The organism is Paenibacillus sp. JNUCC 35 (assembly GCF_058269095.1).
Genome location: NZ_CM177771.1, coordinates 3,218,194 through 3,243,643, shown reverse-complemented (window position 1 = coordinate 3,243,643; position 25,450 = coordinate 3,218,194). Strand labels below are relative to the sequence as shown.

At 51.0% G+C, this 25,450-nt stretch carries 22 protein-coding genes; 13 read left to right on the top strand and 9 right to left on the bottom strand.

Annotated elements, in window-relative coordinates; all coding sequences use genetic code 11:
- The first annotated feature begins 26 nt into the window (after positions 1-26).
- The 8 genes from AC2TF6_RS14725 to AC2TF6_RS14690 all read left to right on the top strand — a co-directional run bounded on the left by AC2TF6_RS14725 (position 27) and on the right by AC2TF6_RS14690 (position 10,322).
- Positions 27-761 carry an MBL fold metallo-hydrolase gene (locus AC2TF6_RS14725; RefSeq protein WP_491307373.1) on the top strand — a complete coding sequence of 245 codons (735 nt, stop codon included), beginning with the start codon at positions 27-29 and terminating at the stop codon, positions 759-761.
- A 1-nt stretch (position 762) separates the two neighbouring features.
- Positions 763-1,365 (top strand): TetR/AcrR family transcriptional regulator, encoded by a 603-nt coding sequence (locus AC2TF6_RS14720; RefSeq protein ID WP_491307372.1) that lies wholly within the window; start codon positions 763-765, stop codon positions 1,363-1,365.
- 303 nt (positions 1,366-1,668) lie between these two features.
- Positions 1,669-4,041: a glycosyl hydrolase family 18 protein gene (locus tag AC2TF6_RS14715; protein WP_491307371.1), complete on the top strand. Its 2,373-nt coding sequence runs from the start codon at positions 1,669-1,671 to the stop codon at positions 4,039-4,041.
- 254 nt (positions 4,042-4,295) lie between these two features.
- Positions 4,296-5,027: a phosphonate ABC transporter ATP-binding protein gene (locus AC2TF6_RS14710; protein WP_491307370.1), complete on the top strand. Its 732-nt coding sequence runs from the start codon at positions 4,296-4,298 to the stop codon at positions 5,025-5,027.
- A 114-nt stretch (positions 5,028-5,141) separates the two neighbouring features.
- The gene (gene ilvD, locus AC2TF6_RS14705; RefSeq protein ID WP_491307369.1) at positions 5,142-6,827 is read left to right on the top strand and encodes a dihydroxy-acid dehydratase; all 1,686 of its coding nucleotides are present in this window, start codon (positions 5,142-5,144) and stop codon (positions 6,825-6,827) included.
- 190 nt (positions 6,828-7,017) lie between these two features.
- Complete coding sequence (locus AC2TF6_RS14700; RefSeq protein WP_491307368.1) at positions 7,018-7,605, top strand: RNA polymerase sigma factor; 588 nt, start codon at positions 7,018-7,020, stop codon at positions 7,603-7,605.
- Complete coding sequence (locus tag AC2TF6_RS14695) at positions 7,577-9,223, top strand: DUF4179 domain-containing protein (RefSeq protein WP_491307367.1); 1,647 nt, start codon at positions 7,577-7,579, stop codon at positions 9,221-9,223. The genes AC2TF6_RS14700 and AC2TF6_RS14695 overlap by 29 nt, the downstream gene beginning before the upstream one ends.
- Before the next feature lie 187 nt (positions 9,224-9,410).
- Positions 9,411-10,322, top strand: a complete 912-nt coding sequence (locus AC2TF6_RS14690) for an acetamidase/formamidase family protein (RefSeq protein WP_491307366.1) — start codon at positions 9,411-9,413, stop codon at positions 10,320-10,322.
- A gap of 323 nt (positions 10,323-10,645) precedes the next feature.
- Here the strand turns inward: AC2TF6_RS14690 and AC2TF6_RS14685 are convergent, their stop codons facing one another.
- Together AC2TF6_RS14685 and AC2TF6_RS14680 are read right to left on the bottom strand one after the other, a co-directional pair.
- Complete coding sequence (locus AC2TF6_RS14685; protein ID WP_491307365.1) at positions 10,646-11,515, bottom strand: AraC family transcriptional regulator; 870 nt, start codon at positions 11,513-11,515, stop codon at positions 10,646-10,648.
- Between the two features lie 135 nt (positions 11,516-11,650).
- A complete protein-coding gene (locus tag AC2TF6_RS14680; RefSeq protein ID WP_491307364.1) occupies positions 11,651-12,265 on the bottom strand; it encodes a TetR/AcrR family transcriptional regulator in 615 nt (204 codons plus the stop codon).
- Between the two features lie 194 nt (positions 12,266-12,459).
- Here AC2TF6_RS14680 and AC2TF6_RS14675 point away from each other — a divergent pair, with 194 nt between their 5' ends.
- Positions 12,460-13,674: an MFS transporter gene (locus AC2TF6_RS14675; protein ID WP_491307363.1), complete on the top strand. Its 1,215-nt coding sequence runs from the start codon at positions 12,460-12,462 to the stop codon at positions 13,672-13,674.
- Positions 13,675-13,733: 59 nt separating this feature from the next.
- On the opposite strand, the gene AC2TF6_RS14670 is transcribed toward AC2TF6_RS14675, so the two are convergent.
- The 4 genes from AC2TF6_RS14670 to AC2TF6_RS14655 all read right to left on the bottom strand — a co-directional run bounded on the left by AC2TF6_RS14670 (position 13,734) and on the right by AC2TF6_RS14655 (position 18,566).
- A complete protein-coding gene (locus AC2TF6_RS14670) occupies positions 13,734-14,174 on the bottom strand; it encodes a hypothetical protein (protein ID WP_491307362.1) in 441 nt (146 codons plus the stop codon).
- A gap of 26 nt (positions 14,175-14,200) precedes the next feature.
- Positions 14,201-16,435 (bottom strand): MMPL family transporter, encoded by a 2,235-nt coding sequence (locus AC2TF6_RS14665; protein WP_491307361.1) that lies wholly within the window; start codon positions 16,433-16,435, stop codon positions 14,201-14,203.
- A 74-nt stretch (positions 16,436-16,509) separates the two neighbouring features.
- Positions 16,510-17,889, bottom strand: a complete 1,380-nt coding sequence (locus AC2TF6_RS14660; protein WP_491307360.1) for a sensor histidine kinase — start codon at positions 17,887-17,889, stop codon at positions 16,510-16,512.
- Positions 17,886-18,566 carry a response regulator transcription factor gene (locus AC2TF6_RS14655; protein ID WP_491307359.1) on the bottom strand — a complete coding sequence of 227 codons (681 nt, stop codon included), beginning with the start codon at positions 18,564-18,566 and terminating at the stop codon, positions 17,886-17,888. Before AC2TF6_RS14655 ends, AC2TF6_RS14660 begins: the two co-directional genes overlap by 4 nt.
- Before the next feature lie 285 nt (positions 18,567-18,851).
- Here AC2TF6_RS14655 and AC2TF6_RS14650 point away from each other — a divergent pair, with 285 nt between their 5' ends.
- Together AC2TF6_RS14650 and AC2TF6_RS14645 are read left to right on the top strand one after the other, a co-directional pair.
- Entirely contained in the window at positions 18,852-19,577 is a 726-nt protein-coding gene (locus AC2TF6_RS14650; protein ID WP_491307358.1) for a YceI family protein, read from the top strand.
- 67 nt (positions 19,578-19,644) lie between these two features.
- The gene (locus tag AC2TF6_RS14645) at positions 19,645-20,463 is read left to right on the top strand and encodes a class I SAM-dependent methyltransferase (protein WP_491307357.1); all 819 of its coding nucleotides are present in this window, start codon (positions 19,645-19,647) and stop codon (positions 20,461-20,463) included.
- A 75-nt stretch (positions 20,464-20,538) separates the two neighbouring features.
- On the opposite strand, the gene AC2TF6_RS14640 is transcribed toward AC2TF6_RS14645, so the two are convergent.
- Both AC2TF6_RS14640 and AC2TF6_RS14635 read right to left on the bottom strand, forming a co-directional pair.
- Positions 20,539-21,701 (bottom strand): IS3 family transposase gene (locus tag AC2TF6_RS14640; RefSeq protein ID WP_491307356.1). Its coding sequence is split into 2 segments (ribosomal slippage): positions 20,539-21,425 and positions 21,425-21,701, totalling 1,164 coding nucleotides; the frame shifts between segments, so codons are not numbered across the junction.
- A 283-nt stretch (positions 21,702-21,984) separates the two neighbouring features.
- Positions 21,985-22,431 (bottom strand): GNAT family N-acetyltransferase, encoded by a 447-nt coding sequence (locus tag AC2TF6_RS14635; RefSeq protein ID WP_491307355.1) that lies wholly within the window; start codon positions 22,429-22,431, stop codon positions 21,985-21,987.
- A 606-nt stretch (positions 22,432-23,037) separates the two neighbouring features.
- On the opposite strand from AC2TF6_RS14635, the gene AC2TF6_RS14630 reads away from it, so the two are divergent.
- Together AC2TF6_RS14630 and AC2TF6_RS14625 are read left to right on the top strand one after the other, a co-directional pair.
- Positions 23,038-23,211: a hypothetical protein gene (locus tag AC2TF6_RS14630; protein ID WP_491307354.1), complete on the top strand. Its 174-nt coding sequence runs from the start codon at positions 23,038-23,040 to the stop codon at positions 23,209-23,211.
- A 403-nt stretch (positions 23,212-23,614) separates the two neighbouring features.
- Positions 23,615-24,292, top strand: coding sequence for a GNAT family N-acetyltransferase (locus AC2TF6_RS14625; protein ID WP_491307353.1), 678 nt, complete (start codon positions 23,615-23,617; stop codon positions 24,290-24,292).
- 174 nt (positions 24,293-24,466) lie between these two features.
- Here AC2TF6_RS14625 and AC2TF6_RS14620 read toward each other — a convergent pair whose 3' ends face one another.
- Complete coding sequence (locus AC2TF6_RS14620) at positions 24,467-25,414, bottom strand: ABC transporter substrate-binding protein (protein ID WP_491311662.1); 948 nt, start codon at positions 25,412-25,414, stop codon at positions 24,467-24,469.
- Positions 25,415-25,450: the final 36 nt, after the last annotated feature.

The window sequence follows — 25,450 nt, the reverse complement described above, 5'->3', positions numbered from 1 at the left end:
GTTTTGAGAAGCGGAGGAACATTTCAATGAAAATAACTCGTGAAGGCGATCTTTACCAACTGGCTTTTTTACCCCGGATGTTTCCGGTAAACTGTTACTTGGTGGAAGAAAAGGACGGATTAACGCTCATAGACGCGGCGATGCCTTTCAGTGCCAAAGGCATTATGAAAGCGGCCGGCGGAATCGGCAAATCGATTAAACGAATCGTCCTGACACATGCGCATGAGGATCATGTCGGCGCTCTCGACGAACTCAAGCGTCTATTGCCTCAAGCGGAGGTGTTTATCTCCGCCCGTGACGCACGCCTGCTCAAGGGAGACGCGACTCTTGATCCGGATGAGCCTCAGATGCCGGTGCGCGGGGCCGTTCCGAAGAAAGTGACGACCGTTCCCGACGTGCTGCTGAAGGAAGGTGACCGGATCGGTTCCCTGCTTGCTCTGTCCACACCGGGTCATACGCCGGGTTCCATGAGCTTCCTCGATGTCCGCAGTAATGCCGTCATCGCGGGCGATGCCCTGCAGCTCAGAGCGGGGATAGCGGTTTCGGGTCAAGTTAAACTGCTTTTCCCGTTTCCGGCTCTCGCTACCTGGAACAAACACGAAGCGCTGGAAAGCGTCAAAAAGCTTCGCGGCTATTCGCCGGCTCTGCTTGCGGTCGGTCATGGAGCAATGCTGTCCGACCCCGCTGCCAAGCTGGATCTGGCCATTGCCGCTGCCGAACGCAATCTCGCCGTCTCGCTAAATGGAAGGAGTTCTCATTAAAATGTCACCCAGAATCGGTCTCGATGAACAAACGCTTCTCAGAGCGGCTGCCGAGCTGGCCGACGAGCAAGGTTTTGAAGCCGTCACATTGGCTTCGCTTGCACAGAAGCTCCATGTGCGTTCGCCTTCTTTGTACAATCATATTGAAGGACTTGGCGCACTGAGAGCCAAACTCGCTCTCTACAGTCTGTCGATCCTTCACGGCGACTTGGCCGCTGCCGTCGAAGGATTGGCAGGCGATGAGGCCGTCTTTGCCCTCGGAGAAGCTTATGCGGCCTTTGCCCGCAGACATCCCGGCCTTTACGAAGCCACTCTCCGCGCACCCGACCGGAAGGAGAGCGAGATGGATCGTATTTCGGCCGAGATTGTCCGTCTTATCGTCGGAGTACTCGGCTACTACGGACTGGAAGGGGATGCGGCTATCCATGCGACAAGAGGGCTTCGCAGCATTTTGCACGGCTTCTCGTCCATCGAGCGTTCCGGAGGCTTCGGAATCGCGCTTTCGGTGGAGGTGAGTCAGAAGCTGCTTATCTCGGCTTTTCTGGCCGGTATTCACGTGATGAAACAAGAAGAAACCGGGCGGCGGAATCCCGCTGCCCAATAGAAAGTTCTTCCTGATGCGGAAGAATCCGATCCGTATATCCGCTTTATAAAAAGGAGCCTTCCGGGCTTCTTTTTAATTTCCAGTAAAATGGATATAATTCCCCCTCCATGATGCGAATGTCCCCCTTGTGGAAAACGCTTCCATATTTAAAAATAGGATCATGGCTTCTGCGCCCACACCGGTATAAGCTCCTTAAATTCCGGGAGTTTTTATACAATTTACAGGAAAGGAGACGAAGAATCTTTACGCCTGCCAGGGAAGGCAAGGACCGCACAAAACTTAAATAGTGGAAGGAGTTATTTTATGCACGCAACGCAAGCGTACGGTAAGAAATTACTCCCATTGCTGCTGCTGGTCACTTTATTGCTCAGTTTACTTCCCCTTTATCCCTCGACATCATCGGGAGCGGCCGCCCAATGGGCGCCGAACACGGCTTACAAAGCGAAAGATCTTGTTTCCTACAACGGTGTTACGTATGAATGCCTGCAGCCTCATACTTCCTTGAACGGTTGGGAGCCTCCGAACGTAGCTTCGCTGTGGAAAAAAGCCGAGGACCCTACACCGAGTCCCAGCCCAAGTCCCAGCCCGAGTCCCAGCCCAAGTCCAAGTCCCAGCCCAGGTACGGGAGCACCCGCTTGGCAGGCCGGAACCGCCTATAAAGTAGGCGATCTCGTATCTTACAACGGCAAGACGTATAAAGCCCTTGCAGCTCATACCGCTCTCGTGGGCTGGGAACCGGCTACGACGCCGACGCTCTGGAAGCTCGATACGTCGGATCCGACCAAGCCCGAACCGACGACGCCTTTCTGCGCGCCGGATTGGAGCGCTTCGAAAATTTACGCCAAAGGCAAAATTGTCGGTTATAAAGGAAAGGCATACAGAGCCATTTCCGACGTACACGGCATAGCGCCGGACGACACCATCTATAACATGTGGGAAGTAGCCGGCAAAATCAGCAACGATCTTTGTCCGGTATCCATCCCGAACAACATAGATTACGGCACGGCGAACCCGGGAACCGGCAACACCAACGTCGGCAAAATTAACCCGACGGGCGCAATCAGCTCCGGACATCCCGTCTCCGGCACGGGAACGGGCGGCACCAAAGGCGGCATCGATCCCGCCACCGATCCCGGCGGCAACCATCCCGGCTTTGACGCCGATACGGGCGGACGTGTCGCCAAGCTTCCGTCCGGCACCCTGCCGCTGCAGCACAACACCTACGAAATGAGCGCCGGCCAGGAAGTCGTCGAGTACCTCGGTGACTGGGCCATCTACGGCCGTCGGTTCGATTTCAGCAAGCTTCCGGTGAAGAACGTGAACCGGCTTGTCTACGGCTTCGCGGGCGTCTGCTTCCCGGCTGCCCAGAACACGCAGGACCCGGGCTTCCCGACCACCGCGCCGGCATCGGTCAACCGGACGTGCAAGCAGAGCAACCTGCCTGACGGAGCGATGGCTATCGCGGATTTTGAAGCCGCTTTCTTGCGGACGCTTCCCGGTCAGACGGGTGGCAAAATCACGGGAACCGAGAGCATGTACGATCTCGATCCGAACGATGTCGCAGGTGTCTTCGGCGCGCTCTACCAGCTCCGCAAAACGAACCCCAACCTGAAGCTGGATCTTTCCGTAGGCGGCTGGACGCTGAGCGAAGGCTTTCCGTGGATGGCTTCCGATACGACGCGCCGCAAAGCGTTCGTCGATTCCGTCGTCCGTTTCCTGGAACAGTTCGGCTTTGACGGCGTCGACATCGACTGGGAATATCCCGCTTCCGACGGTGCCGTCATAGGGATGGCACGTAAGGACGATCCCGAGAACTACATCAAGCTTCTGAAAGAACTGCGGGCCGGCCTCGACTGGCTCACCAAGAAAACCGGCAAAGAATACCGCCTGTCGAGCGCGATTCCGGCTACGGAAGAAAAACTGGCCAAGATCGACTGGGCCGAAGCGAGCAAATACCTCAACCGTCTCTATGCAATGACCTATGATCTGAGCGGAGCCTGGGAACGGGAGCTTGGCCATCACACGCCGCTGTATCCCAACCCGAATTCCAAGGACCCCGCAACGGGCAAGCATGTGGATCTTTCTCTTGATACAACCGTCAAGCTGCTTAAAGGATACGGCGTTCCGGCCAATAAAATCATGATCGGCATCGCCAACTATCACCGCTCCAAAGCGATGAAAAACGGAGACATTACGGAATACACGAACGGTTTAATCGGTAAATCGACGTTCGGGGACCTGGCCTGGAAAGGCAAAAGCCTGATCCTCGGCATCGCCGGCGTAGGCTCTTGGGAAGCCGGAGTCGTCGAAGGTTACGACCTTTATCAGAATTACCTGGATAAAGATCTGAAGCCTAAGAACGGCTATAAGCTTTACACCGACAAAGCGGCCAATGCCGATTATCTCGTGAATCCGATCGGCTCGTTCATCACTGTCGAAACGCCGCGCACCGTCGCGCTTAAGACGCAGTATGCCAAGGACAACGGGCTTGCCGGTATTTTCGGATGGCAGCTTGAGCAGGACAACGGCTATAACCTCAACGCGCTGAACCATATCCTGGGCAACAAGCTGGTCAGCGATGTTTCGGACGGCAAGCCGAAGGATCAGATTGCGGTGTGCGGCCAGAACGTTACCGCCGCCGAATGCGATCAGCTTAACGCAAGTTTGAAAAAGTAAAGGAAGAAGTACGTCTTCCGTGACATTCCGGCGATCCGGCCGGTTAATCCGGGAAGCTAAATTTTCATAAGCGGTAGCTGCGGACCCTTCTGCGGATGTCATCTTTCGGACACCGGCGGGAGGGTTCCGCGCGTCCGCCTGACGAAACGATTCCTCATCGACCGTGTTTTTGCTATAATAGGTGAAACTAGCAAAGGCTGACGCACGCAGTTGTAAGCGTGTGCACCTAACGGAGACGAGGGAGCATACGGCTGATGTTGACGATACGCAATTTGACCAAGAAGCTGACCACGGGACAGGAGATCCTTTCCAAAATATCGCTACAAATCGACGAAGGCGAGCTGATCGGGCTTGTCGGCGCAAGCGGGAGCGGAAAAACGACCCTGCTGAAGTGCATCGCTTTGAAAGAAAAATGGGACGACGGCCAGTTCATTTATAACGACCGGGACATTACGTCGCTCGGGATCGCCGAGAAGTTCAAGCTGAAGCGGGATTGGGCATTTATCGAAGAAAGCCCGGCGCTGGACCGGAAGCAGACGGCCGTCAAGAACGTGCTGAAAGGACGGTTTTACGAAAAGTCCGTCATGCGCGTGTTAACCGGCACGAATGCCCGGGACGAGCATGTGCTTGCCATGGACTATCTGGAGAAAGTCGGCCTGCTCGATAAAGCCGAGAAAAAGGTCGAGGATTTGAGCGGGGGAGAGCGGCAGAGGGTTTCGATCGCGCGGGCGCTCGTGCAGGGCGCGAGAATTGTCATTGCGGACGAGCCGGTATCCGGTCTAGATCCCGAAGCCGCCAACAGCGTGCTGAAAGATTTGCGCGAGCTATGCAAGCGGGAGAAGGTAACGGTCGTCTGCTCCCTGCACAACGTGGAGTTCGCGGAGCGGTATGCCAGCCGCATCTGGGGCCTCGCTGGAGGGAAGATCGTCCTGGACATCGCGGGCCGCAAGCTCTCCTCAATGGAGCGCGCGAAAATTTTCGATTGATATTTTTCGACATTCCTTTGTAAAAAAGATAGGCAAAAAAGGATTATCCGTGATACAATTCCTTTTAATGCAGTAAAACGGCAATGCACTTGATAGAAGCGGGAGGAATCATAGATGGCTAAACAAGGCATGAGAAGCGATATGATCAAGAAGGGGTTCGACCGGGCGCCGCACCGCAGCTTGCTGCGCGCGGCTGGAGTCAAGGAAGAGGATTTCGGCAAACCGTTTATCGCGGTGTGCAACTCTTATATTGATATCGTACCGGGTCACGTTCATCTGCAAGAATTCGGTAAAATCGTTAAGGAAGCTATCCGCGAAGCGGGCGGCGTGCCATTTGAATTCAACACGATCGGCGTGGACGACGGCATCGCCATGGGCCACATCGGCATGCGTTATTCCCTTCCGAGCCGCGAGATTATCGCGGACTCTCTGGAAACGGTCGTTTCCGCGCACTGGTTCGACGGTATGGTGTGTATCCCGAACTGCGACAAAATCACTCCGGGCATGATGATGGGCGCCCTGCGCGTCAATATTCCGACCGTATTCGTAAGCGGCGGCCCGATGAAAGCGGGTAAAGACAGCAACGGCCGTTCGATCTCCCTGACTTCCGTATTCGAAGGCGTCGGCGCCTACCAGGTCGGTAAAATCGACGATAAAGCTCTGCTTGAGCTTGAACAATACGGCTGTCCGACATGCGGTTCCTGTTCCGGCATGTTTACGGCGAACTCCATGAACTGCCTGTGTGAAGCGCTCGGACTGGCTATGCCGGGCAACGGCACGATTCTCGCCGTATCTCCCGAGCGCAGAGAGTTCGTAAAACAATCCGCGAAGCAGCTTATGGAGCTGATCAAGCTTGATCTGAAGCCGCGCGACATTGTCACGAAAGAAGCCATCGACAACGCGTTCGCGCTGGATATGGCAATGGGCGGCTCGACGAATACCGTTCTTCATACACTTGCTCTCGCTCATGAAGCGGGATTCGAATATCCGATCGAGCGCATCAACGAAGTGGCGAACCGTGTGCCGCATCTGTCCAAAGTCGCTCCGGCATCGGACTGGCACATCGAGGATATCCACGAAGCCGGCGGCGTAAGCGCGGTTATCAACGAGCTTCTCAAAAAACCGGACGCTATCCACGGCGACTGTATCACCGTAACCGGCAAAACGCTTGCCGAGAACGTGGCAGGCGCGGAGATTTTGAACAAGGATGTTATCCACACGTTGGATAACCCGCATTCCGAGCGTGGCGGCCTTGCCGTCTTGTTCGGCAACCTGGCGCCGAACGGCAGCATCATCAAGGTCGGCGCGGTGGACCCTTCCGTAGGCGGACGCCATGTCGGACCGGCCATCTGCTTTGACTCCCAGGACGATGCGCTGTACGGCATCGCTAACGGCAAAGTCAAAGAAGGCCACGTGGTGGTCATCCGCTACGAAGGCCCTAAAGGCGGCCCCGGCATGCCGGAAATGCTTGCTCCGACTTCGCAGATCGTCGGCATGGGCCTCGGCGCCAAAGTCGGCCTGATCACGGACGGCCGTTTCTCCGGCGCATCCCGCGGAATCAGCATCGGCCACATTTCGCCGGAAGCTGCCGAAGGCGGACCGATCGCCTTCGTACAGGACGGCGACATCATTGAACTGGATCTGATCGAGCGCAAAATCGAGCTGAAGGTCAGCGACGAAGAAATGGAAGAGCGCCGCAAAGGCTGGAAAGAGTTCGAGCCGAAAGTGAAAACCGGTTACCTGGCCCGTTATTCCAAGCTAGTAACCAACGCCAGTACTGGCGGCGTCATGAAGATCTAATCGCACTTATTTATATCAATCGCACCCGCTGCGCTCTTATGGCGCAAACCGGACGTGAAGGAGCCCCGTTGATAACGGGGCTCTTTTTTTAGCTGTATTTTTCCCTATTCCAGATCTTGTGCTGAACCGAGTGAGAGATTGGAGCGCCATCGACCGTCAATAGAGTATGAAAAGAGAAGGGGGACAGGCAGTGGAAGCAAACGAAGAGATACGGAATACCGAAAGGCTTCATATCGAAAGCGTGCTAAGCGGCAATAAAAACGATTATGCTTACCTGGTTGACAGGTACAAGAATAAAGTGTACATGCTGCTGCGGGGAATGGGAGCCGAACCACAAGATGCCCAAGACTTAACGCAAGAGGCCTTTATTAAGGCTTACCGGAAGCTTGACCAGCACGATCCGGACAAAAGCTTTGCGGCTTGGTTATACACGATTGCAGCGAATAGGTTCAAAGACGCCAAGAAAAGAAAAACGATTTCGGCCACGCTGATGGCGGAACGGGAACAGGATGCGGACAAAGGGCCTGAAGAGATTTTATTGCTGTCGGAAAAGCAGAAAGAGATGCGGCATAGAATTTCCAAGCTCCCGGGCAATTACCGGCTTGTCCTGCTACTTAGATATACCAATGATCTTAATTACGCTGAAATAAGCGAGATCATGGGCTGCCCTGTAAGCAAGGTCCAGAACGATCTGTACCGGGCAAGGCTGAAACTAAAAAAAATGATGCTTGGAGAGGAGCGGATCGACCATGAAATGCTGGAAGCCAGAAGATTTTGAACAAGCGGTTTTGAAGGAGGCGGACTTCAGCTTGGTGAACATGCAAAATCATTTAGCCGATTGCGAAGGCTGCCGGAACCGTTATACCGAGTGGATGGAAGAACAAGAGAACTGGATGCGGCAGCTTTATCCGAACGTGCTTCCCGCTGCTTTTACCGAAGGAGTGATGCTTTCGATCAGTTCCGAAGAAGAACTTTTCAAGGATTCGGTCGTAACGGCCGCGGAAACTGCAGCGAAAGAACCAAAGGGCCTAAAAAAACGCTGGAATCTTGCAGCCGCCGCGGCAGCGCTTGTGCTATTTATGGGTACCGCAACCTTCTTTTCCGCTCCTACGCTGGCGGACATCGTCCGGTCCTTGTTTGCCGGAAACAACGCGGATACCGGTTTATTGAAAGCCCAAAAACTCGGATTGGTACAACATCCAAATATTGAAGTGAAAGACAAGGGGTACATGCTGAAAATCGACGAAGCTGTTGCGGATTCTACCAGAGTAGTCGTAGCGCTCCAATTGTTTGGACCAGACGGAAAGCATGACCGGAATAGCATCGCCTTTTATAATAAAAATCATATTTTTATTAAGGATGAAAAAGGAAATAAAGTCGGCGAAATGTACGATTATGGATCAACGGAAGAATTTTATTACATGATGGCCATATTCCCCGAACCGGTGCAGACAGATCGTCTTACCGTAGAAGGAACGATTCAACGATTAGGAAATACTTCGACCAAGACTTCCATCACACCCGGTAACTGGGATTTTACTTTTAATATGGATTTAAAAGAAGCCAATAAACGGACGCACATTACTCCGCTGCAAGGAGAATATACAAGCCCGGATGGAATGACCGTGCGTTTAAAAAGATTAACACGGATGGTACAGGGCGTTCGCCTGGAATTCGATACCGAGCTTAGCGGGGAAGCCTTGAAACGATCACCGGGAGGGCTTTGGAAGGAACAGAAACTGTCCTTTCATTTTGAGGATTTGGCCGGAAATGAAATTCATGGCGTCAATACCAGAAAAATGCCTATGAAGGACAGTGTAATGATCGATGGAAACACCGCCGGCAACAAACCCGGCTTGATGCATTGGAGCTATACATTTAAGGAATTGCCGATCGATTCGCCATACAAGTTTGTTTTGGACGGATATTTTATTGCGGAAACGGACGGAACTTCAGTAGAGTTTAACCCTCAGAAGTTGAAAGAAGAACCGATTAAACTCGATTGGAAGGGAGATCGACTTGTTTTAAACGATTTTATGACGGTAAATCAACCGACTAGCGACGGAGATAAACTTGAAAGCAGTCTTCATGTAACGGGAGATTTGCGGAATGAATTCTCCTTCGATAAATGGGTGGTAAGAACTGCTGACAAGAGCGAATTTACCACGCAGGGCAGAGGAATCTTGAGTCCGAAAGGTGATAATTGGAAAGATGGGGTTACCGTTTTGAGTAGCGTCAGCGAAAACTACAAGCCCTTCGAATTCCGTTTTCCGGTTCTAACTCCCGTTCCGGACAAACTGACTCTTGTCAGAACGGTCGTCGGCAAACAGTATACGAATACGGACTGGAGAGTGGAATTGTCTGAGAGAAAAAAGGGCGGTAACTATATAAGTTGAACTAATGTTTTTTTACATTAAAGTCTGATGCAAAGTCGATCTTCGCAAATGTCCATCACGATTATGTTCACCATTAACGATTGCATGCTGTCAGCGGTTGCGCTTATACTGAAAACACCGAAATGGTCGATGCTCTCAAGCAATGTGAAAGCCAAGGGAAATTCCTCGATCTAAAGGAGGCGAAACGATGGCTGTACACCACTTTCAACCCCAGCATTACCCTAACACCATAGGGGCGCACGAGCCCGTACTCAAAATTGCCGACAGCGATTCCGTCGTGACATCCACAGTAGACGCCAGAGGCTGGGACTACAGAGGGGAAAGCGTGGCCGGGCGAGGCAATCCGATGACGGGACCATTCTATGTGGAAGGGGCGCAGCCCGGCGATACGCTTGCCGTACGGCTTGAGTCGATGGTGCCGAGCCGGGATTGGGGCTGGACGTTCAACGTGCTGGCGCCGAACGTCGTCGATCCAATAGCTGCCGCAGCTTTGCCGCCATTCGACATTGTGCGTTGGTCTGTGGACGCTGAGCAAGCTTTGGTTGTTTTGGAAAAGCCGACGTCCGGTTTGGCCGGATTGAAGCTGGAAGCGCGCCCGTTTCTGGGCTGCTTAGGGGTTGCTCCTCCGAAAGATCAGGCGATTTCAACGGCAACGAGCGGGGAATACGGCGGGAATATGGACTATAAAGGCCTTGTAGCCGGTGTTACCGTCTATTTTCCGGTTTTTGCGGAGGGGGCGCTCTTCCATCTTGGGGACGGGCATGCCGTTCAAGGCTGCGGGGAAATTGTAGGCACCGGTGTGGAAATATCGCTCGACGTCCGTTTCACTGTTCAGGTATTGAAGGGGAAAACGATCGGTTGGCCGCGAGGCGAATCGGACACGCACTGGTTTTGCATCGGCAACGCCAGGCCGCTTGATCAAGCGTTGCAGCATGCAACGACGGAAATGCTGGCTATGCTGACGAAAGACTACGGCCTGACGGCCTCGGAAGCAAGCCTGGTCCTGGGCCAGGCTGTGGAATACGAGGTGGCCAATGTGTTCAACCCCGCCTACAGCGTCGTTTGTAAAGTACCCAAAGCCGTGCTGTCCATGCTATAAAAGTACTGTTTATCTGACAAAATGGCGATCGTTCTACGGTATAGAACCGGGAGCGATCGCCATTTTGCTCTGGTATAGCCGGGCAATTATATCGATTTTCGTATCGAACATGGGCGCTGATATGATTGAAGACTTCAGTATCGTTAATATCCGCTTGTCCAAGGAAATCACGGGTTTGCGTTATGACGTTCTCAAATATAATAACAAAGTTCTTATACGGGCAAACCGCTTTGAATGATCCAGCGTTAACTGGGATATATGGAGCCCCACATAAAAAAGAGGCCAAATTATTGGCCTCTTTTTGCATCGTTCTTAATTAAATCTTACTTTTTCACGACCGGAATCCATATTTCGCTTCTATAGGTCGGGGAACTGGTGTCTTTGCTTTCGTTCCATAACAGTTCCGGTCCCTCCGTGCTTTCATAGCCGGAGGATGGAAACCACTCAGAATAAATACGGCCCCAAATATTTTGAAGCGTCCCGGGGAAAGGTCCGACTGCTTCGAATACCGCCCAGTTTGAAGCTTTAACTTCCAACTGTGTCAAGTGACCCGGGCAGTCCGCAGTAGTTGCCGCGCCGATATAATGATCAAGTTCCCCGGATTCCAGGCGTCCTTCTGAGAAGTTTACGGATGCGCTGATGAGCCCGGAAGGCTCCGCGTTAGACAATGATTTCAGTAGCCGGATCGTTTCCATATTCAAATTTTCCCACATAGCGGCTATCTCCGGGTTAACCCCGTTATAGATCAAGGGAACCCTTTTTTTCAACCCGACGATCCGGAATGCATCCTTTTCTACCAAACGATAATTCATTTCGCTTCCTCCTTGTACCGTTAATTGGAAGGTCATGCGCGGGTAAGCTTTCAAAGATTGTCCACGAGTACGCGCTTCGGATGGATTAATCCCGTGTAGACTGAGAAATGCCCTCGCAAAAGAATCCGAAGAGCTGTAGCCGTATTTAACGGCCACATCCAGCAGTCTGGGGTCCGTGCTGGCCAGCTCGAAGGCTGCAAGCGTAAGACGTCTGCGGCGGATATACTCCGAGAGCGTAACCCCCGCAAGGGTCGAAAACATCCGTTTGAAATGATACTCCGAGCATACCGCGAGTCTGGCGACTTCTTTGAAATCAATGTCATTCGCAAGATTTGCTTCGATGTACGCAAGGGCACTGTTCATCTTTTCAAGCCCGTTCATGCTCATGACCTCCTTTCAACTTTACAATAGCAGAATCCGATTTTTCGCATCCGACAATTCGTGCACCGTTTTGCAGGGGGCGCAAAAAACCGGCCTTCCTTGAAAGGAGCGACCGGCTGAAAATCTGGCTGGCTTTCAGGCCTTCGGCAAGAAGAGCTGAAGCAAATTGCGGTGCAGGGGAGTGCCCGTGAAATAAATCCCTCTTGTCTCCGCAAGTAGTACGGCCTGAATCATATTCATGAAATAAAAGGCCAGCTCTCGCGGATCTCCTTGGATTAATTCACCTTTCTCCTGACCTTCCCGGAAAATACGGGTGAGCAGGTTCAAATTGTCGCCGATGCTCGTGCGTACGGAAGTTTTCAACTGGTCCGACACGGAATCGGAAGTAAGAATCTGATCGGCGACGACCTGGTAGAACACGGCGTCGTCCCATCTTTCGCTGTAGACCTGATCCAGCAGCCAAGTCAGCTTCTCGTAGGAAGAAGCATCCGGCAACCTATGCGCTTGTTCGAACAGAACCGTCAGGATGCACAAATTTTTCTCTACGATCGAAATATAAATTTCTTCTTTGGACTGAAAGTAGTTATAAATAAGGCCGTGGCTCATGTGGGCTTTATGGGCGATATCCGAAATCTTCGTGGAGCTGAGCCCGTTTTTGGCAAAGAGCTCGACCGCCGCGGATAAGATCTGATCACAGCGTTCTTTACGGATTTCCTGGTCTCTTTCTGGATTTCTCGGCAATCTTTTCACCTCGGTTAAGCATTAAATACCAACCTTATCATAGGAATGAGATTTGTTCAAAGTCAAGCCTGTCCCGGAGAGTTATCTTATAAAAAAACTTTACAACTTTACAAATTGACTAAAAGTTAATCTGTGCGCTATACTTCTGTAATACAAAAAGAAGCAGTTACCCTTATATAAGGATAGCTGAAGGGAGAATCCAAATGAGCACTATGAAAAACCGCCGCTCGCCGTTGGTCATCTTGATGATCAATATGTTTATCGCGATGCTCGGTATCGGACTTATTATTCCGGTCCTGCCTGAATTTTTGAAAGAATTTGGTCTCGGAGGCAAAACAGCGGGCTACCTCGTCGCGGCCTTCGGCCTTACTCAGTTTATTTTCTCTCCGATCGGGGGAGAGTGGTCGGATAAATACGGCCGCAGAAAAATGATCGTGTCCGGTCTGGCGCTGTTCACGATCTCTAATCTGCTTTTCGCCATGGCTTCCGAAGTCTGGATGCTGTATGCTTCCCGTCTCATCGGCGGTATCGGTGCGGCTGCCATGATTCCATCTATGATGGCTTACATCGCGGACATTACAACCGACGAGAAACGCGGAAAAGGAATGGGGATGCTCGGGGCGGCCATGTCGCTCGGTTTCGTTATCGGACCCGGCATCGGCGGGTTTCTGGCGGAACTCGGTTTGCGGGCTCCGTTCTACGTGTCGTCCGCGGTCGGCGCCTTGGCTATGATCGGTTCCCTGCTTGTTCTGCCGGAATCGCTCACCAAAGAAGAGCTTGCCGCTAACCGTTCGTCCCAAGTGAAGAAGGAAAGCATTTTTATCCAACTGGGACAGTCGTTCAAAGCTCCGTATTTCATCCTGCTGCTGCTTGTGTTCGCCCTGACCTTCGGTCTGGCTAACTTTGAAGCGGTATTCCCGCTGTTCGTGGATAACAAATACGGTTACACAGCAAAGGATATTTCGATTCTGATTACCGTCGGAGCGTTGATCGGCGCTGTCATTCAGGCGATGCTGATCGATAAGCTGATCCGCCGTTTCGGAGAGAAGAAGCTCATTAACTTGACCTTTATCCTGTCGGCGCTGTGTCTGATTCTGATGCTTCTCTCGGGCAACTTCTGGTATATTCTAGTGATTACTATGCTGTTCTTCACTTTGACTTCCATCATGCGCCCCGCAATCAATACACTCTTGTCCAAAATGGCAGGAGATGAGCAGGGCTTCGTCGCTGGTATGAACAATGCGTACATGAGCCTCGGGAATATTTTCGGGCCTGCCATCGCGGGTATCCTGTTCGACGTACAAATTAACCTCCCGTATATGTTCGGTGCGGTTATCCTGGTCATTTCTTTCATCATTTCGACCTCCTGGAGCAGCAAAAGCAAACGCAAGCTGGTTCCGGCCAGCGGATCTAACTAAAAGGTAAACAAAAAAACGCCGTAAAAGGCGTTTTTTTTGTTTTTCACGAAGAAGCTGGCTTACAGTTTTAAGCTGACGACAAGAACGACCGAAACGATCAGAAACATGAAGACTCCCACCATGCTGAGGTAGCCGGTTAATCGGACGGAAGTCCCGCCCGCTGAGTTCAACCGTTTGTTCATTTTGCTGCCCAGTACGGCTGTAAAGATGACTGCGAGCAGAATGATCGTGCCTCCGCCTTTTTCCATCACTTGAAGCCAGAGCGGCTTTCCGGAGCCGAGGCCCATTTGGAGAATGAGGTAAACACCGCTGAGAAGAACGAGGATCGAGCTGGGATGAGCGATTCGTCCGAATACTCGGATCGTTTTTCCGGCCAAACTGTTTGCATCGGGTGTGCCCAGTTGTTTTCTTAGCAAAAGCATGGTGACAAGAATACCGAGCAGAGCACCCAGCCAACCCAGTAAACCCGTTATATGAAGAAATAACATCCATCCGAACATGTCAAAAGCTCCTCCTGAGTTCAGTTTTATTGCCGGGGCGCAAGGTGATCTGTCACGGTTTCGCGTTTGATCGCGCTGTTCTTGCGCTCACCGGTAAACACGAGCAGAGCGGGTAGAAGCATGCCCCGGACCAGGAACGTATCGAGAAGAATGCCGAGGGCCATCGTAAAACCGAACAGAAAGAGCTCCTGCAGCGGCTGGGTTATGAGTACCGTGAAGGTGGCGGCCAGAATGAGCCCGGCGGATGAGATTACTCCTCCCGTCAAAGCGACGCCGCGGCTTACGGCTTCTTTCCAGGGGTACCGTGCCGCCTCTTCTTTGATGCGCGATACGAGCATGATGTTGTAATCGACGCCCAGCGCGATCAGGAATACGAAGGTGTATACCGGCAAGCGGTAGCTGATGGAATCATAACCCAGCACGAAATGAAAGATCATCCAGCCAAGGCCGAGTGTAGCCGTATAGGACAGCAGCATCGTGGCGATCATGGTGAGCGCATGTTTAAACGATTGGGTCTGAATGAGCAGCATAATCGTAATAAAAAGCGTGATCAGAGAGAAAAGAAGAATCGTATCCCGCTTGTTCATATTCCTGACATCGAGCTGCGCCGCCGTTTGTCCTGCGTAATGCAGGGTAAATTCGGACGGACTCAGTCCGCTTTTCTCCAGAAGCGCCGGACTGCTGCCGCGAAGCAGACCGATCAGATCGAGCGAGACCGGCTCGTACGGATTGCTCTCCAGCGTCAGCTGCAGTTTCATGGCGGTTCCGTCCGCAGATAACACATTTTTCGGAAGCTGCGCACCGCTTGCGGGTAAAGCGGGCGTAATCTCCGGAGAGACGGCGTTCACGCCCGGCTGATTTTTTAAGAGGCCGGTCAGGGCGGCGACCTTCTCGTAAAAGGCGGCGTCAATCGGCAGCCTTTTCTCCGAAGTTAAAAGAACCGATACCGGAGCGAGCTGTCCCGGCGGGAATTTGGTTTCAAGAATCTCGAAGCCCTGACGGGACGAAGTACTGTCCGGAAAAGATTTCAAGAGATTAAACGAATGCTTCATCGAAGTAACGGTAAGCGAAGACGCGAGCAGGGCAAGGAGCAGAACGCCTGCCGTTAAACGGCGCCTTCGCGTAACGAATCCGCCCATCGAAGCCCAAAATCCCCTTGCCTTGCCCGGTGAAGATTTCGAAAGCTTCGGAACAAAAGGCCAGAACGCTTTCCGGCCCAGCAGGGCAAAGACAGCGGGGATAAGCGTAAGGCCGCCGAGCATGATAACGGCCATGGCTGCCGAGAAAACGGGCGCAAAATGGTGGTACGGTTTGAAAACGGCCGTAAACAACGTGAGCATGGCGATAAGGACCGTCCCGCCGCTGAACAGGATCGGCTCAGCCACCCGGCTGAGGGCATGCTGCATGGCTTCGTATTTGTCCGCGGATGTCTGGAGTTCTTCTCTATAGCGGGTTAGTACGAACAAGCAGTAATCGGTCAGCACGGCGAAGAGCAGGATCATCATGATGGACAGTGCCTGTTTGTCGACGAGAAACCAGCCGTATTTCCCGGCAAGGCCGAGTATCCGGTCCACGACCATGTAGACCATACCGGAAATGACGAGAGGGATAACGGCAAGAAGCGGTGACCGGTAAATGATCATGAGAATCACCAGGATCAGGCCGACGGTAGCGAACATGAGGACGAAGTCGGCGTTCTTGAAGAGGGAAGTGGTGTCTGCCGCGATGCCGGCCGGGCCCGTGATCTTGAATTCGAGCGAACCGATTCCCGTCTGTTCGACGTGCGTACGGATTTGCTGCAGCCCTTCGTATATCTGTCCGGATTCCAAATCCTTATGGAAAGCGGCGTTCAGCAGGATTGTCGTTCCGTCATCGGAAAACATCTTGTCCTGGACTGCTGTGGGCAGCGTATGAAAAGGGAGCGCACCGGCAATCTGCGGCGGTTTGCCGGCGGAGGCCAGCCATTCGCTGATAGCGGCGATCTTCGATCGCTCTTCCGCGGTAATCGAATTTTTGCTGTGAAAAACGAGCAGCGCCGTCAAACCGTCCTCGGATGGAAACCGCTCATCCATCATTTTTTGAGCTTCTTCCGAAGGCGTTTGACTAAAGGCGCTGCCTTCTCCGCTGCTTACGGCAACCTGTTTCGATCTCGGCGCAGCCAGGCTGAGTGCCACGATCGCGATTATCCATAGGGCGGCGACGATTTTAGCCCCTCGGGGGGAGCTCACGGCGCGCGCGAGTTTGTTCCACGGGTTGTTCATGGTGTTCATAACCTCCTGTCCTTATTCTCAAATGAATTGTAGGACAGGATTATGAACGGACGATGAACGGAAGATTACAGCTGAGGAAGCCGGATCTGAAACACCGTTCCTTCACCCGGAAGGCTCGTTGCTTCGATACTGCCCTTGTGCAAGGTGACGATTTTATGAGCGATGGACAGTCCGAGGCCGCTGCCGGAGCGGGAGCGGTTGCGGGATTTATCCCCTTTATAGAAGCGGTCAAAAATATGGGGGAGGTCTTCGGGAGGGATACCCGGTCCGGTATCGCCGATTGAGACGAGGATTTCATGTTGTTCTTGCCGGATTTGAACGGAGATTGTGTCCCCCGGCCGGGTAAATTTGATGCTGTTGGCAATCAGATTCAACCACACCTGATGCAGAAGCTGCGAGTCCGCGCGAATGACCAGTTCGGGGAGATCCAGCTGAAGCTGAAGCTCTTTTTCCGTCCACTGCCATTCCGTCGTAATGAAAATTTGGCGGATCTGCTCGTCCAGCCGGAAGGAGGAAGGTTTGAGGGCACTCGTTTCTTTGTCCAGAGCGGCGAGCGTCAGAAGCTCTTTGCTGAGGGACGACAGCCGGCGGCTTTCTTCTTCAATAATCCGGAGGTATCTTCGTTCTTCCTCGGGTGTAGCGCCTTTTTCCAGGATGCTCTGGGCAAAACCTTGAATAGTCGTGAGAGGAGACTGAATTTCATGCGAGACATTGGCGACAAACTCCTGCCGCATCTGATCGAGTTTCTCCAGCGACTGCGCCATTTGCGTAAAATGACGGGCCAAGTTGCCGATTTCGTCGCGCCGCGTGACGTCCATGTGGATGTTGTAGTCTCCGCCTACGATCTTGTTCGTGGCTTCCGTCAATTTCTGTACGGGCTTCACGATAAAGCGGGTGGAAACAATAATCAGCACCAGACTGAGCAGAAACGTGAAACCGAGCAGAAGCGCCATCAGAATCCGGACTTCTCCGATCTGCTGCTCCATGTCGGGACGAATGAACAAGGCCATGGTTTTGCCGCCGCTTCGAACCGGAAGACCAATGCTGTTGCGGATGCTGTTCTCGAAAAAACCCGTGACGAGGAGGAGGTGGCGCTCTTCCATAACTCCGTGATAAGTGTCGCCGTTCAGCACGCGGACAATCGTGTCCCGTTCGATCTCCTTATGTTTAAAAGGCGACCCGTAAAAAGTTCCCCGGAGTCCGTCGTCTACCGCGTAAACCTGAAACCCCATATTGGCGATGCGGGTCAAATACGCGTCGAGCCCAAGCCCCGGAATTTCCTCGTACAGCCCCCGGATCTCTTGAGAAATTCTTAAAATCTTCTGTTCGTTATAGTCCCGGAGCTTGGCGGAGTAGTAGCCGTTGGAGAAGAGAAGTGCGGCCGCGCTGCTGACCACGGCGATCAGAAGGAAAGTGATGACGATCCGTACATATAAGGTCTTCATGTGGAGCACACCTCTAATTTGTAGCCGAGGCCGCGTACCGTTGTCAGCACGAAATCGCTCGTTTTCTCGTGAAAACGTTCCCGCAGCCGTTTGATGTGCACATCGATTGTCCGGCTGCCTCCTTCATAGTCGGCTCCCCAAACCAGGTTCAGAAGCTGTTCCCGCGTAAAAATGCGTCCGGGCTGGCTGGCCAGTTGAGCCAGCAATTCAAATTCTTTGAGCGGAATGACATAGGTCTCTCCGTCCATATGTATTTCATAGCTCTTGCGATCTATAACCGTCCGGTTCAGTGCGATAGCATCCGAGGAAACGAGCCGATACCGACGCAGCAGAGCTTTCACACGGAAAAGTAGTTCTTTAGGCTCGAACGGTTTTACGAGATAATCGTCCGTACCGGACAAATATCCTTTTTCCTTGTCCTCAAGTTGACCTTTGGCGGTGAGTAAAATAACCGGGATGTCGTAATAGCTGCGGATTTCTTCGCAAAGCTCCAGTCCGTTTTTGCCCGGCATCATAATGTCGATAACCGCGAGATGAATTTGCTCCCGTTCCAGCAGCGCGGCGGCTTCTTCGCCGTCAGCGGCCTCGGATACGAGGTAATTTTCCTTTTTGAAAATAAATTGCAGAAGCTCGCGGATATGCGCATCGTCATCGGCAATCAAGAGATGAGTTTTCAAGCTAACACCTTCTTAAAGGGAATGGTTGCTCCATTATTGTACTCGAATCCTGGCAAATGTAAAAATTGTCTTAAAATTTGAATAATTCCGTATACCCAGAAAAATAAGGAGAGGAATATGAATTTTTATGACGAATTAGTTACCTAGGACAAATTTCCTATAACGGTGGCTTTTAGGAGATGAACTGAAAGCGCTTATCAGAAAAGTAAAATAGTTTTCATAATATATGTTATGTTAACAGTAGAAGGCCATCCGGTTATGCCAAAAAGGGGGCATTGCTTACGAATGAATCGGAGTCGCTATTGGTGGTTCGGTACGCTTGGAGCTGTTCTGATTTTGGGGAGTTTGACGGGCTATATCGCAATTGCCAGGGAACCCTTGTGGATACAGGAGAAAGAAATACAAAAAGGGGATAAGCTGGGTCCGCTCCAATTGGGAAAGACGTGGAAAGTGACTGCGGGATCTTCGGCGGCGGTTTCGGTCATATCTCCACACGAATCGCTGGATTTGACGTTTCCGAAGCTTTCGGGGCTGTTAAAAATCAACCAGGAAGACACGGAACACATAGTCGGTACGGTTGCTGCCGACATGACCTCTCTTTATTCGGAAGATCCTGCCTGGAACGCCAAACTGCGGGACTGGTATTTTTTTAACGTAAAAGCTTACCCGGAAGCCTCGTTCCGGATCGTTAAAGTCGGCGGGTTCGAAAAACCGCTGCTGGAAGGGGAACCTCACCCGCTGACGATCGAGGGCGAATTGACCGTTCGGAATATGACCCAACCGATTCAGTTTAAAGGGGAGATCAAGCATTCCGGCGGTCGAATGGAGCTAAAAGCAAGGTGCAGCGGCCTGGAAACCAAAAATTTCGGTATCCCCGAGCTTCTCGAACCGATCTATACGGGGAAAAATACGGCCACGCTCGAAGTGACGCTTATTCTGGAACCTGAAGATCTCGTTACCTCTAGACAGAGGCAAGCCGATTCGCACAATTTCCGTGAGATTGGCGCTTGACCCACGCCAAATACCCTCTTCATCCATACGGTAATAGTATCTGGTAAAGGGATAGGGAGCGATGGGTATGAAAATCGATTTGGGATGCGGCCTGCGCAAACATCCCGGTTTTATCGGCATCGACAAAGAGCCGCTCCCCGGTGTTGATCTCCAGTGCGATTTGAACGACGGTATCCCTCTAGAAACCGGTACGGTTGATTTCGTCATGGCCAGCCGTTCGCTGGAATATGTGCCCGATCTGATGAACGTGATGAAGGAGATTTACCGTGTTTGCCGGCATAAAGCGGTCATCTGTCTGCTTACTCCATACGCGCATACCTCTTATCATGCGGTAAACCCGAAGTTCCGTTCCTGGTTTGACGAACAGCTGCCCCGGTTTTTTACGAACGAGTTGTATGTATACGATCCTTTGCGTGAAAACAGCTATATGACTGACGTGCCCGCCGGATGGGATAAGGGGGCCAGGGCCGAGATCGATTTAAAGCTGCTGCGCTGCGAATTCTTTTATCTGCCGCAGTATCTGTCTCCCATTTACGATGAAGAAGACCGGCGTATGCTCCGGCAATCCACGCTAAATGTGGTGGACGAAATCTTGTATTATTTCGTAGCCCTTAAGGAGCCGATCTCTCGGCAAGAGCTGGAAGAGTTGGCCCAGGGTACTTACGAAGAGCCGCTTCTCCTGGCGGAGCGCAGAAGGGAAGAGGCCGCCAGAGAGGAAAGCAGGCAGCCGCCGGAAAACACGTTCCGGCATGAGGCAGGCTCCGTCCTTCCCCAGCGGGATCCCCTGCCGGTTCCCCCCAAACGAAGGAAAGGGAGCAAGAAACCGGTGAAAAAGAAACCGGCTGCGCGAAAACCGGCAAAGGGCTTGCGTAAACGTAAACAGTGAACCGGAACAAAGCTTATACACCGGTCAAGGTCGGTCATCCCCCCGTCAAGTAGACGCGAATAAAAAGACATGTCATTAAGCAGCAGCCGTTTCCCGGTATTCAACCGGGGAACGGTTGTTTAATTTTTTCTGGAAACGACCATTATTGTAAAACAAGATGTAGTCATGAAGGGTTTGTTCCAGTTCAGAAACAGTCTGGGGAGAAGTAAGATAGACGTTCTCTGTTTTTAAGTGAGAGAAGAAAGATTCTACGGAGGCATTGTCCAAGCAGTTTCCCCGCCTCGAATGGCTGCCCACCATCCCCAGTTTTGCGAGTTTTTCGTTGAATGGCCTTGAGGTGTACTGGAAGCCTTGGTCAGAATGAAGGAGAACGCCTGTAAGGTCCGCCTGTGCACGCAGCTTATCCAGCGTTTTTGTCACAAGAGCAAGGTCATTACGCTCGGAAAGGTGCCAGGACACAATCTCGTTGTTGTAGAGATCCTGGATTGCCGAGAGGTACACAAAACGATCCCCTACACGAATGTAGGTAATATCGGTTACGAGTTTGCGCAGCGGCGCTTGCGCGTGGAACTCGCGCCCCAATCGATTCGGATGAACCACCGATACCTGCTTACCGAAAAAGCGGCGCTTCTTCCGGATGACCGATTGAATGCCGAGCTTCTTCATCACCCGATAAACCCGTTTGTGGTTGACATGCAGCCCCTCCTTACGTAAAGCAGCCGTCATGCGCAAGTAGCCGAAGTAGGGACGCAAACGGTGTATGGCCATCAAGTGGTCCGCTAGCAGCAACTCCTGCTCCTTGCGTGGATCTGGCCTCAAGCATCTCTTTCGCCACTTGTAGTAACCGGCCCGTGAAATGTCCGCCAGGTGAAGCAGCCACTTCAGCGGATACTCTCGTCTCATTTCCTCGATAATCTCACATCGACTGCCTTTGTTCGTCACTCCCCGTGTAGATTTGGATACCGCTTTTTTAAGTATGCAATCTCCGCTCTTAAATAAGCCATTTCTTCTTCCATACTCGCAAACTCGGTCTTCGGTTGTCCCTCACGAGCGGTCTCTTGTACAAGGGGCTGCCCCTCTCGATATCGCTGGACCCAAACGAGTACCTGACTCTTATTGCGTATGCCCAGTTCTTTGGCGGCTTCTCGATAAGACACGTTCTCCTCGGTCACGAGTCGAACCGCCCTTATTCTAAGTTCATCTGGATACTTGTTATTTGTTCGACCTGTTTTCCCCATGAAAAATCCCCTCCGGTAGGCAACGTTTAAGTCCATCTTAACAGATGTCTTTTTTTCGTTGTCTACCGTAAGGGGATATTACCAGATTTTTTGTGGATTGACCACGGTGAACCGTACCATAAGTAAGCACAAACTCATCGTTAAGGGAAGCGTCAAAGAACAATTCAATATCCTTGACGCTTCTCTGGTCGGGATTGTTTCCAACGTTTACTGTGATCTTGTTTATTATGAAGTGAAGCAAGTTCTTCTGTTTCACTGGCTCAACCGTAGAGGGTTCAAGCGCTTAGATAATAGAGTAGTTAATCCAATCCCCTTGAATGCCACCCATCTTATCAAATAAGCGTTGAGCACGTTTATTATCTGTAGCCGTTATCCAAGACATGTGAGTGTATTGATGCTCTTTTGTGTACTTTTGGCATTCTAAAAACAGTTGTGTTTCCACTTCTGTATCTCGTAATGGCTCAATGACAAAAAGGTCGTTCATTACAGTGTATTTATCTGCCTTCATCGTGCTAAATGTAAAGTATAATGTTGCAAAACCAATTAACTTCCCATCTTGTAATGCCACAAACTGTACACCTTCCTTTTTCTTTAGAAGGGTTTGAATCAATTGATGTAGTTTTTCAATGTCAGGTCGAGGTTTCTTATAAAAACCAACTATATATTCATACATTAATTCGGACAAACCGTTCAAATCATCAACTTCAGCATTTCTTATAACAAGTGACATAATGCAACCCTCCCAATTATTATCGTATAAATATACACCAAATTGAATTAAAATTCAATTTGGTGTATAGGGATTTTCAACTACGGCGAACGATAGTGCAATAAAAGATCCAAAGAAACCACTCCATTATCAGGAGTGGCTTTGTCTTTATATACAGATGTAAATTTTGTGGTCAAACTGAACTTTGTGTTTAGATACATTACGGGGAACCGTACCACAAGTGATGGTAAACACAATTAGAAAAGAAATAGTACTTGATAGTGGCTATATCAGCAGATTGAGACAATAGTAACAATTGCACTGCCTCATCCTGACAAAGACGAACAGTTTCCTGGCAAATGGGTTGCTGTTCGTCTTTGTAATTATCCTGTCCGTTAGCTTAATGCCCGCTGCCAGTTAACAACTTTAATTTTGACTAAATTATAATCACTTGAAGGAGGTTTTACAGTTTAACGAACGTGTGTTGGCTCGCCAGCGGCAGGAACTAGAGGACGCAAAGGAAGAAGCGTTGGCAATGGTTCAACGGGCGGAAGAGCGAATACAGGAGACAGAACGGACTCTGGATTACCAGATGACGAGACTTAAGGAACTGGAAGGGTAAAGCAGATGATGCTACTACCTAGAGAACTTGAACTAGCAAAGTGCCTTAGAAAAAAACACGGCAACGGGAAAAGCTTGTATCTCAATGGGAATGAAATTCCCAAGGGACGAGCAGAGGATGAATTAGTTATTGAGATAGTGGATGAAGATGACGGAATAATTGAAATAGTGGAGGATTAGGCATATGAAACAATTAAGCCCCGAAGCACAGAAAGCACGCCGCCAGTACGGAAGGGACTACAGAAGGAAGTGGCGTCAGAATCCAGAGAACAGACAAAAGGAAAAGGAGTATAGACGGAAAAATTGGGAACGTAAGGCAAAGGAAATTACACAGTAGTACGTGCAAACCAACGAGAAGGGGAAAATATACGTTGCGGGCAATATGCACCGTAATTTACCAGCCCCCGAAACAGAGAACACAACACAAACCAAATTTTACGGTTACAGGAGGGAATAACAAAAATGAACGAGATGACAGAGCATGATATCCTTGATATAGATTATGATGAGAGCGAGTGATTTTTGATGATAGTTAAATTGTACAGGGAAAGGGTGAAGGACCAACAACAGAGGAGGTAAATCTTTGTACAATCATTTGGAACTAATGAGCATTCAAGCTGAAGTTCTCTACACTCATGATCATGCCGGACGTATGACAACCATTAATGAGCCTGTGAATCAGGCTGCTCCTCGATTTTTTTGGGGACATACCGATGCAGGCAGCATTGTAAGATTCCGCAGTGACACACCCGTTCGCTTAGTCCATGACATCCTGCAATTCGTGGGTCAGGGTGATTCAACCGGGCAGCTTGCTAATGTTATGCGTGCCTTGGAGAAGCACAGAGGAATTAAAGGCATATGGATGGGGCCGGCTTTTGCATGTCAAGAAATCGTAGAGGATTACACAGATGCCATATTGGTCACGGAAGACAATAAATATTGTTTGGAACCAGGGTTTCCTGCCCTATTATCGGAACTGAAGTTTCGAGAGCCTTGTTTCATGGTGACGGAAAACAACATGGCTGTATCTGTCTGTTTTAGCGCAAGAAGTAGTGATAAGGCGGCAGAGGCCGGAGTTGAGACATTGAAAGATTACCGAGGCAAAGGATATGCGATGCGCGTAACGTCCTCATGGGCACAAGCGATACGGCAGTCTGGAAGGATCCCTTTATATAGTACATCGTGGGATAATTATTCTTCCCAGTCTATTGCAAAACGCCTCCGTCTTCACCTTTATGGAACGGACATTTCAATCTATTAGGGTGTGCATCAAAAAGAAAGGCCATCCCGCGACAAACTGTATCCTATATAGTAGACACTTAAAGCAAAAGCAGCCCGCCCTCGGATGAGGAACGAGCTGTTTTTCTAGTTTTCACAATTTCATTCCCAATTCGAAAGGGGAGGAATGAGCCGAAGCTTGCGCTCACCGGGACGTCTATAAGCTCAGCTTCTCGAACCGGACTTTAATGTCCTCAACCAGAAGCTTGGCCGCGATGATACCGCCCGATGTATTCCACACCGCTTCATCGACATTAAAAGCCCGTTGTTTTTTTACAACGTTCAGATTTTGTCCGAGAGGACTTTTCAGCCATTCGTCCGCCGTTTTGGAAGCATCGGTTTCACCGTTGCGGTCGGAAGTGAAGTAGAAGAACACATCGCCATCAAGCACGTTGATTTGTTCCGTCGTAAGATCGTCGGTGAACTTATCTTTGTTTTGAGCCTCCGGGCGGGCAAAACCCAGCTGCTCAAAGACGACGCCGGCAAAATTGTTTTTGTAGTAGACGCGCACTTTTCCGGGCTGGAATCGGGCCAGCGAAACACGCATTTTCGTTTTATCGCCGAGAGCCGCCTTCGTTTGCTCAATGGCCTTGTTGTAGCTATCCAGTGCCGCTTTTCCTTCCGCTTCTTTGTTTAGCGCCTTCGCATACAGCTCGAAGTTTTCAATCATGCTATCGCCGAGATTTTCCGTAAAGACGGTTGGCGCAATAGCGGAAAGCTGCGGATATATTTTTTCGTGGCGGACCTTGGTTCCTAAAATAATATCCGGCTTCAGGCTGGCAATAAGCTCCAGATTGGGCTGCGACTCGTCGCCGATAACTTTGACGCCGTCCATCTTATCTTTGATATGATCAAACCAGGGCTCGCCAATCCAAGACTTTACCGCAGCGACCGGTTTAATGCCAAGTTCCAGTAGAGATTCGGTGCCTTGGTTCGTTAACACGACGACGCGCTGCGGCGTTCCGGTAACGGGCGTGTCGCCCATCGCATGTTTAATCATGCGGACCGGAGCTTCGCTGCTTTTCTCTTCCGGCGGCTGGGATGCGTTCGGCTTGGCGCAGGCTGCGACAAGTAAGGACATGATGAGGAGGAGAGGCAACGCCATCCATTTTTTTGTTCTTCCCAACAGTAATACCCCTTT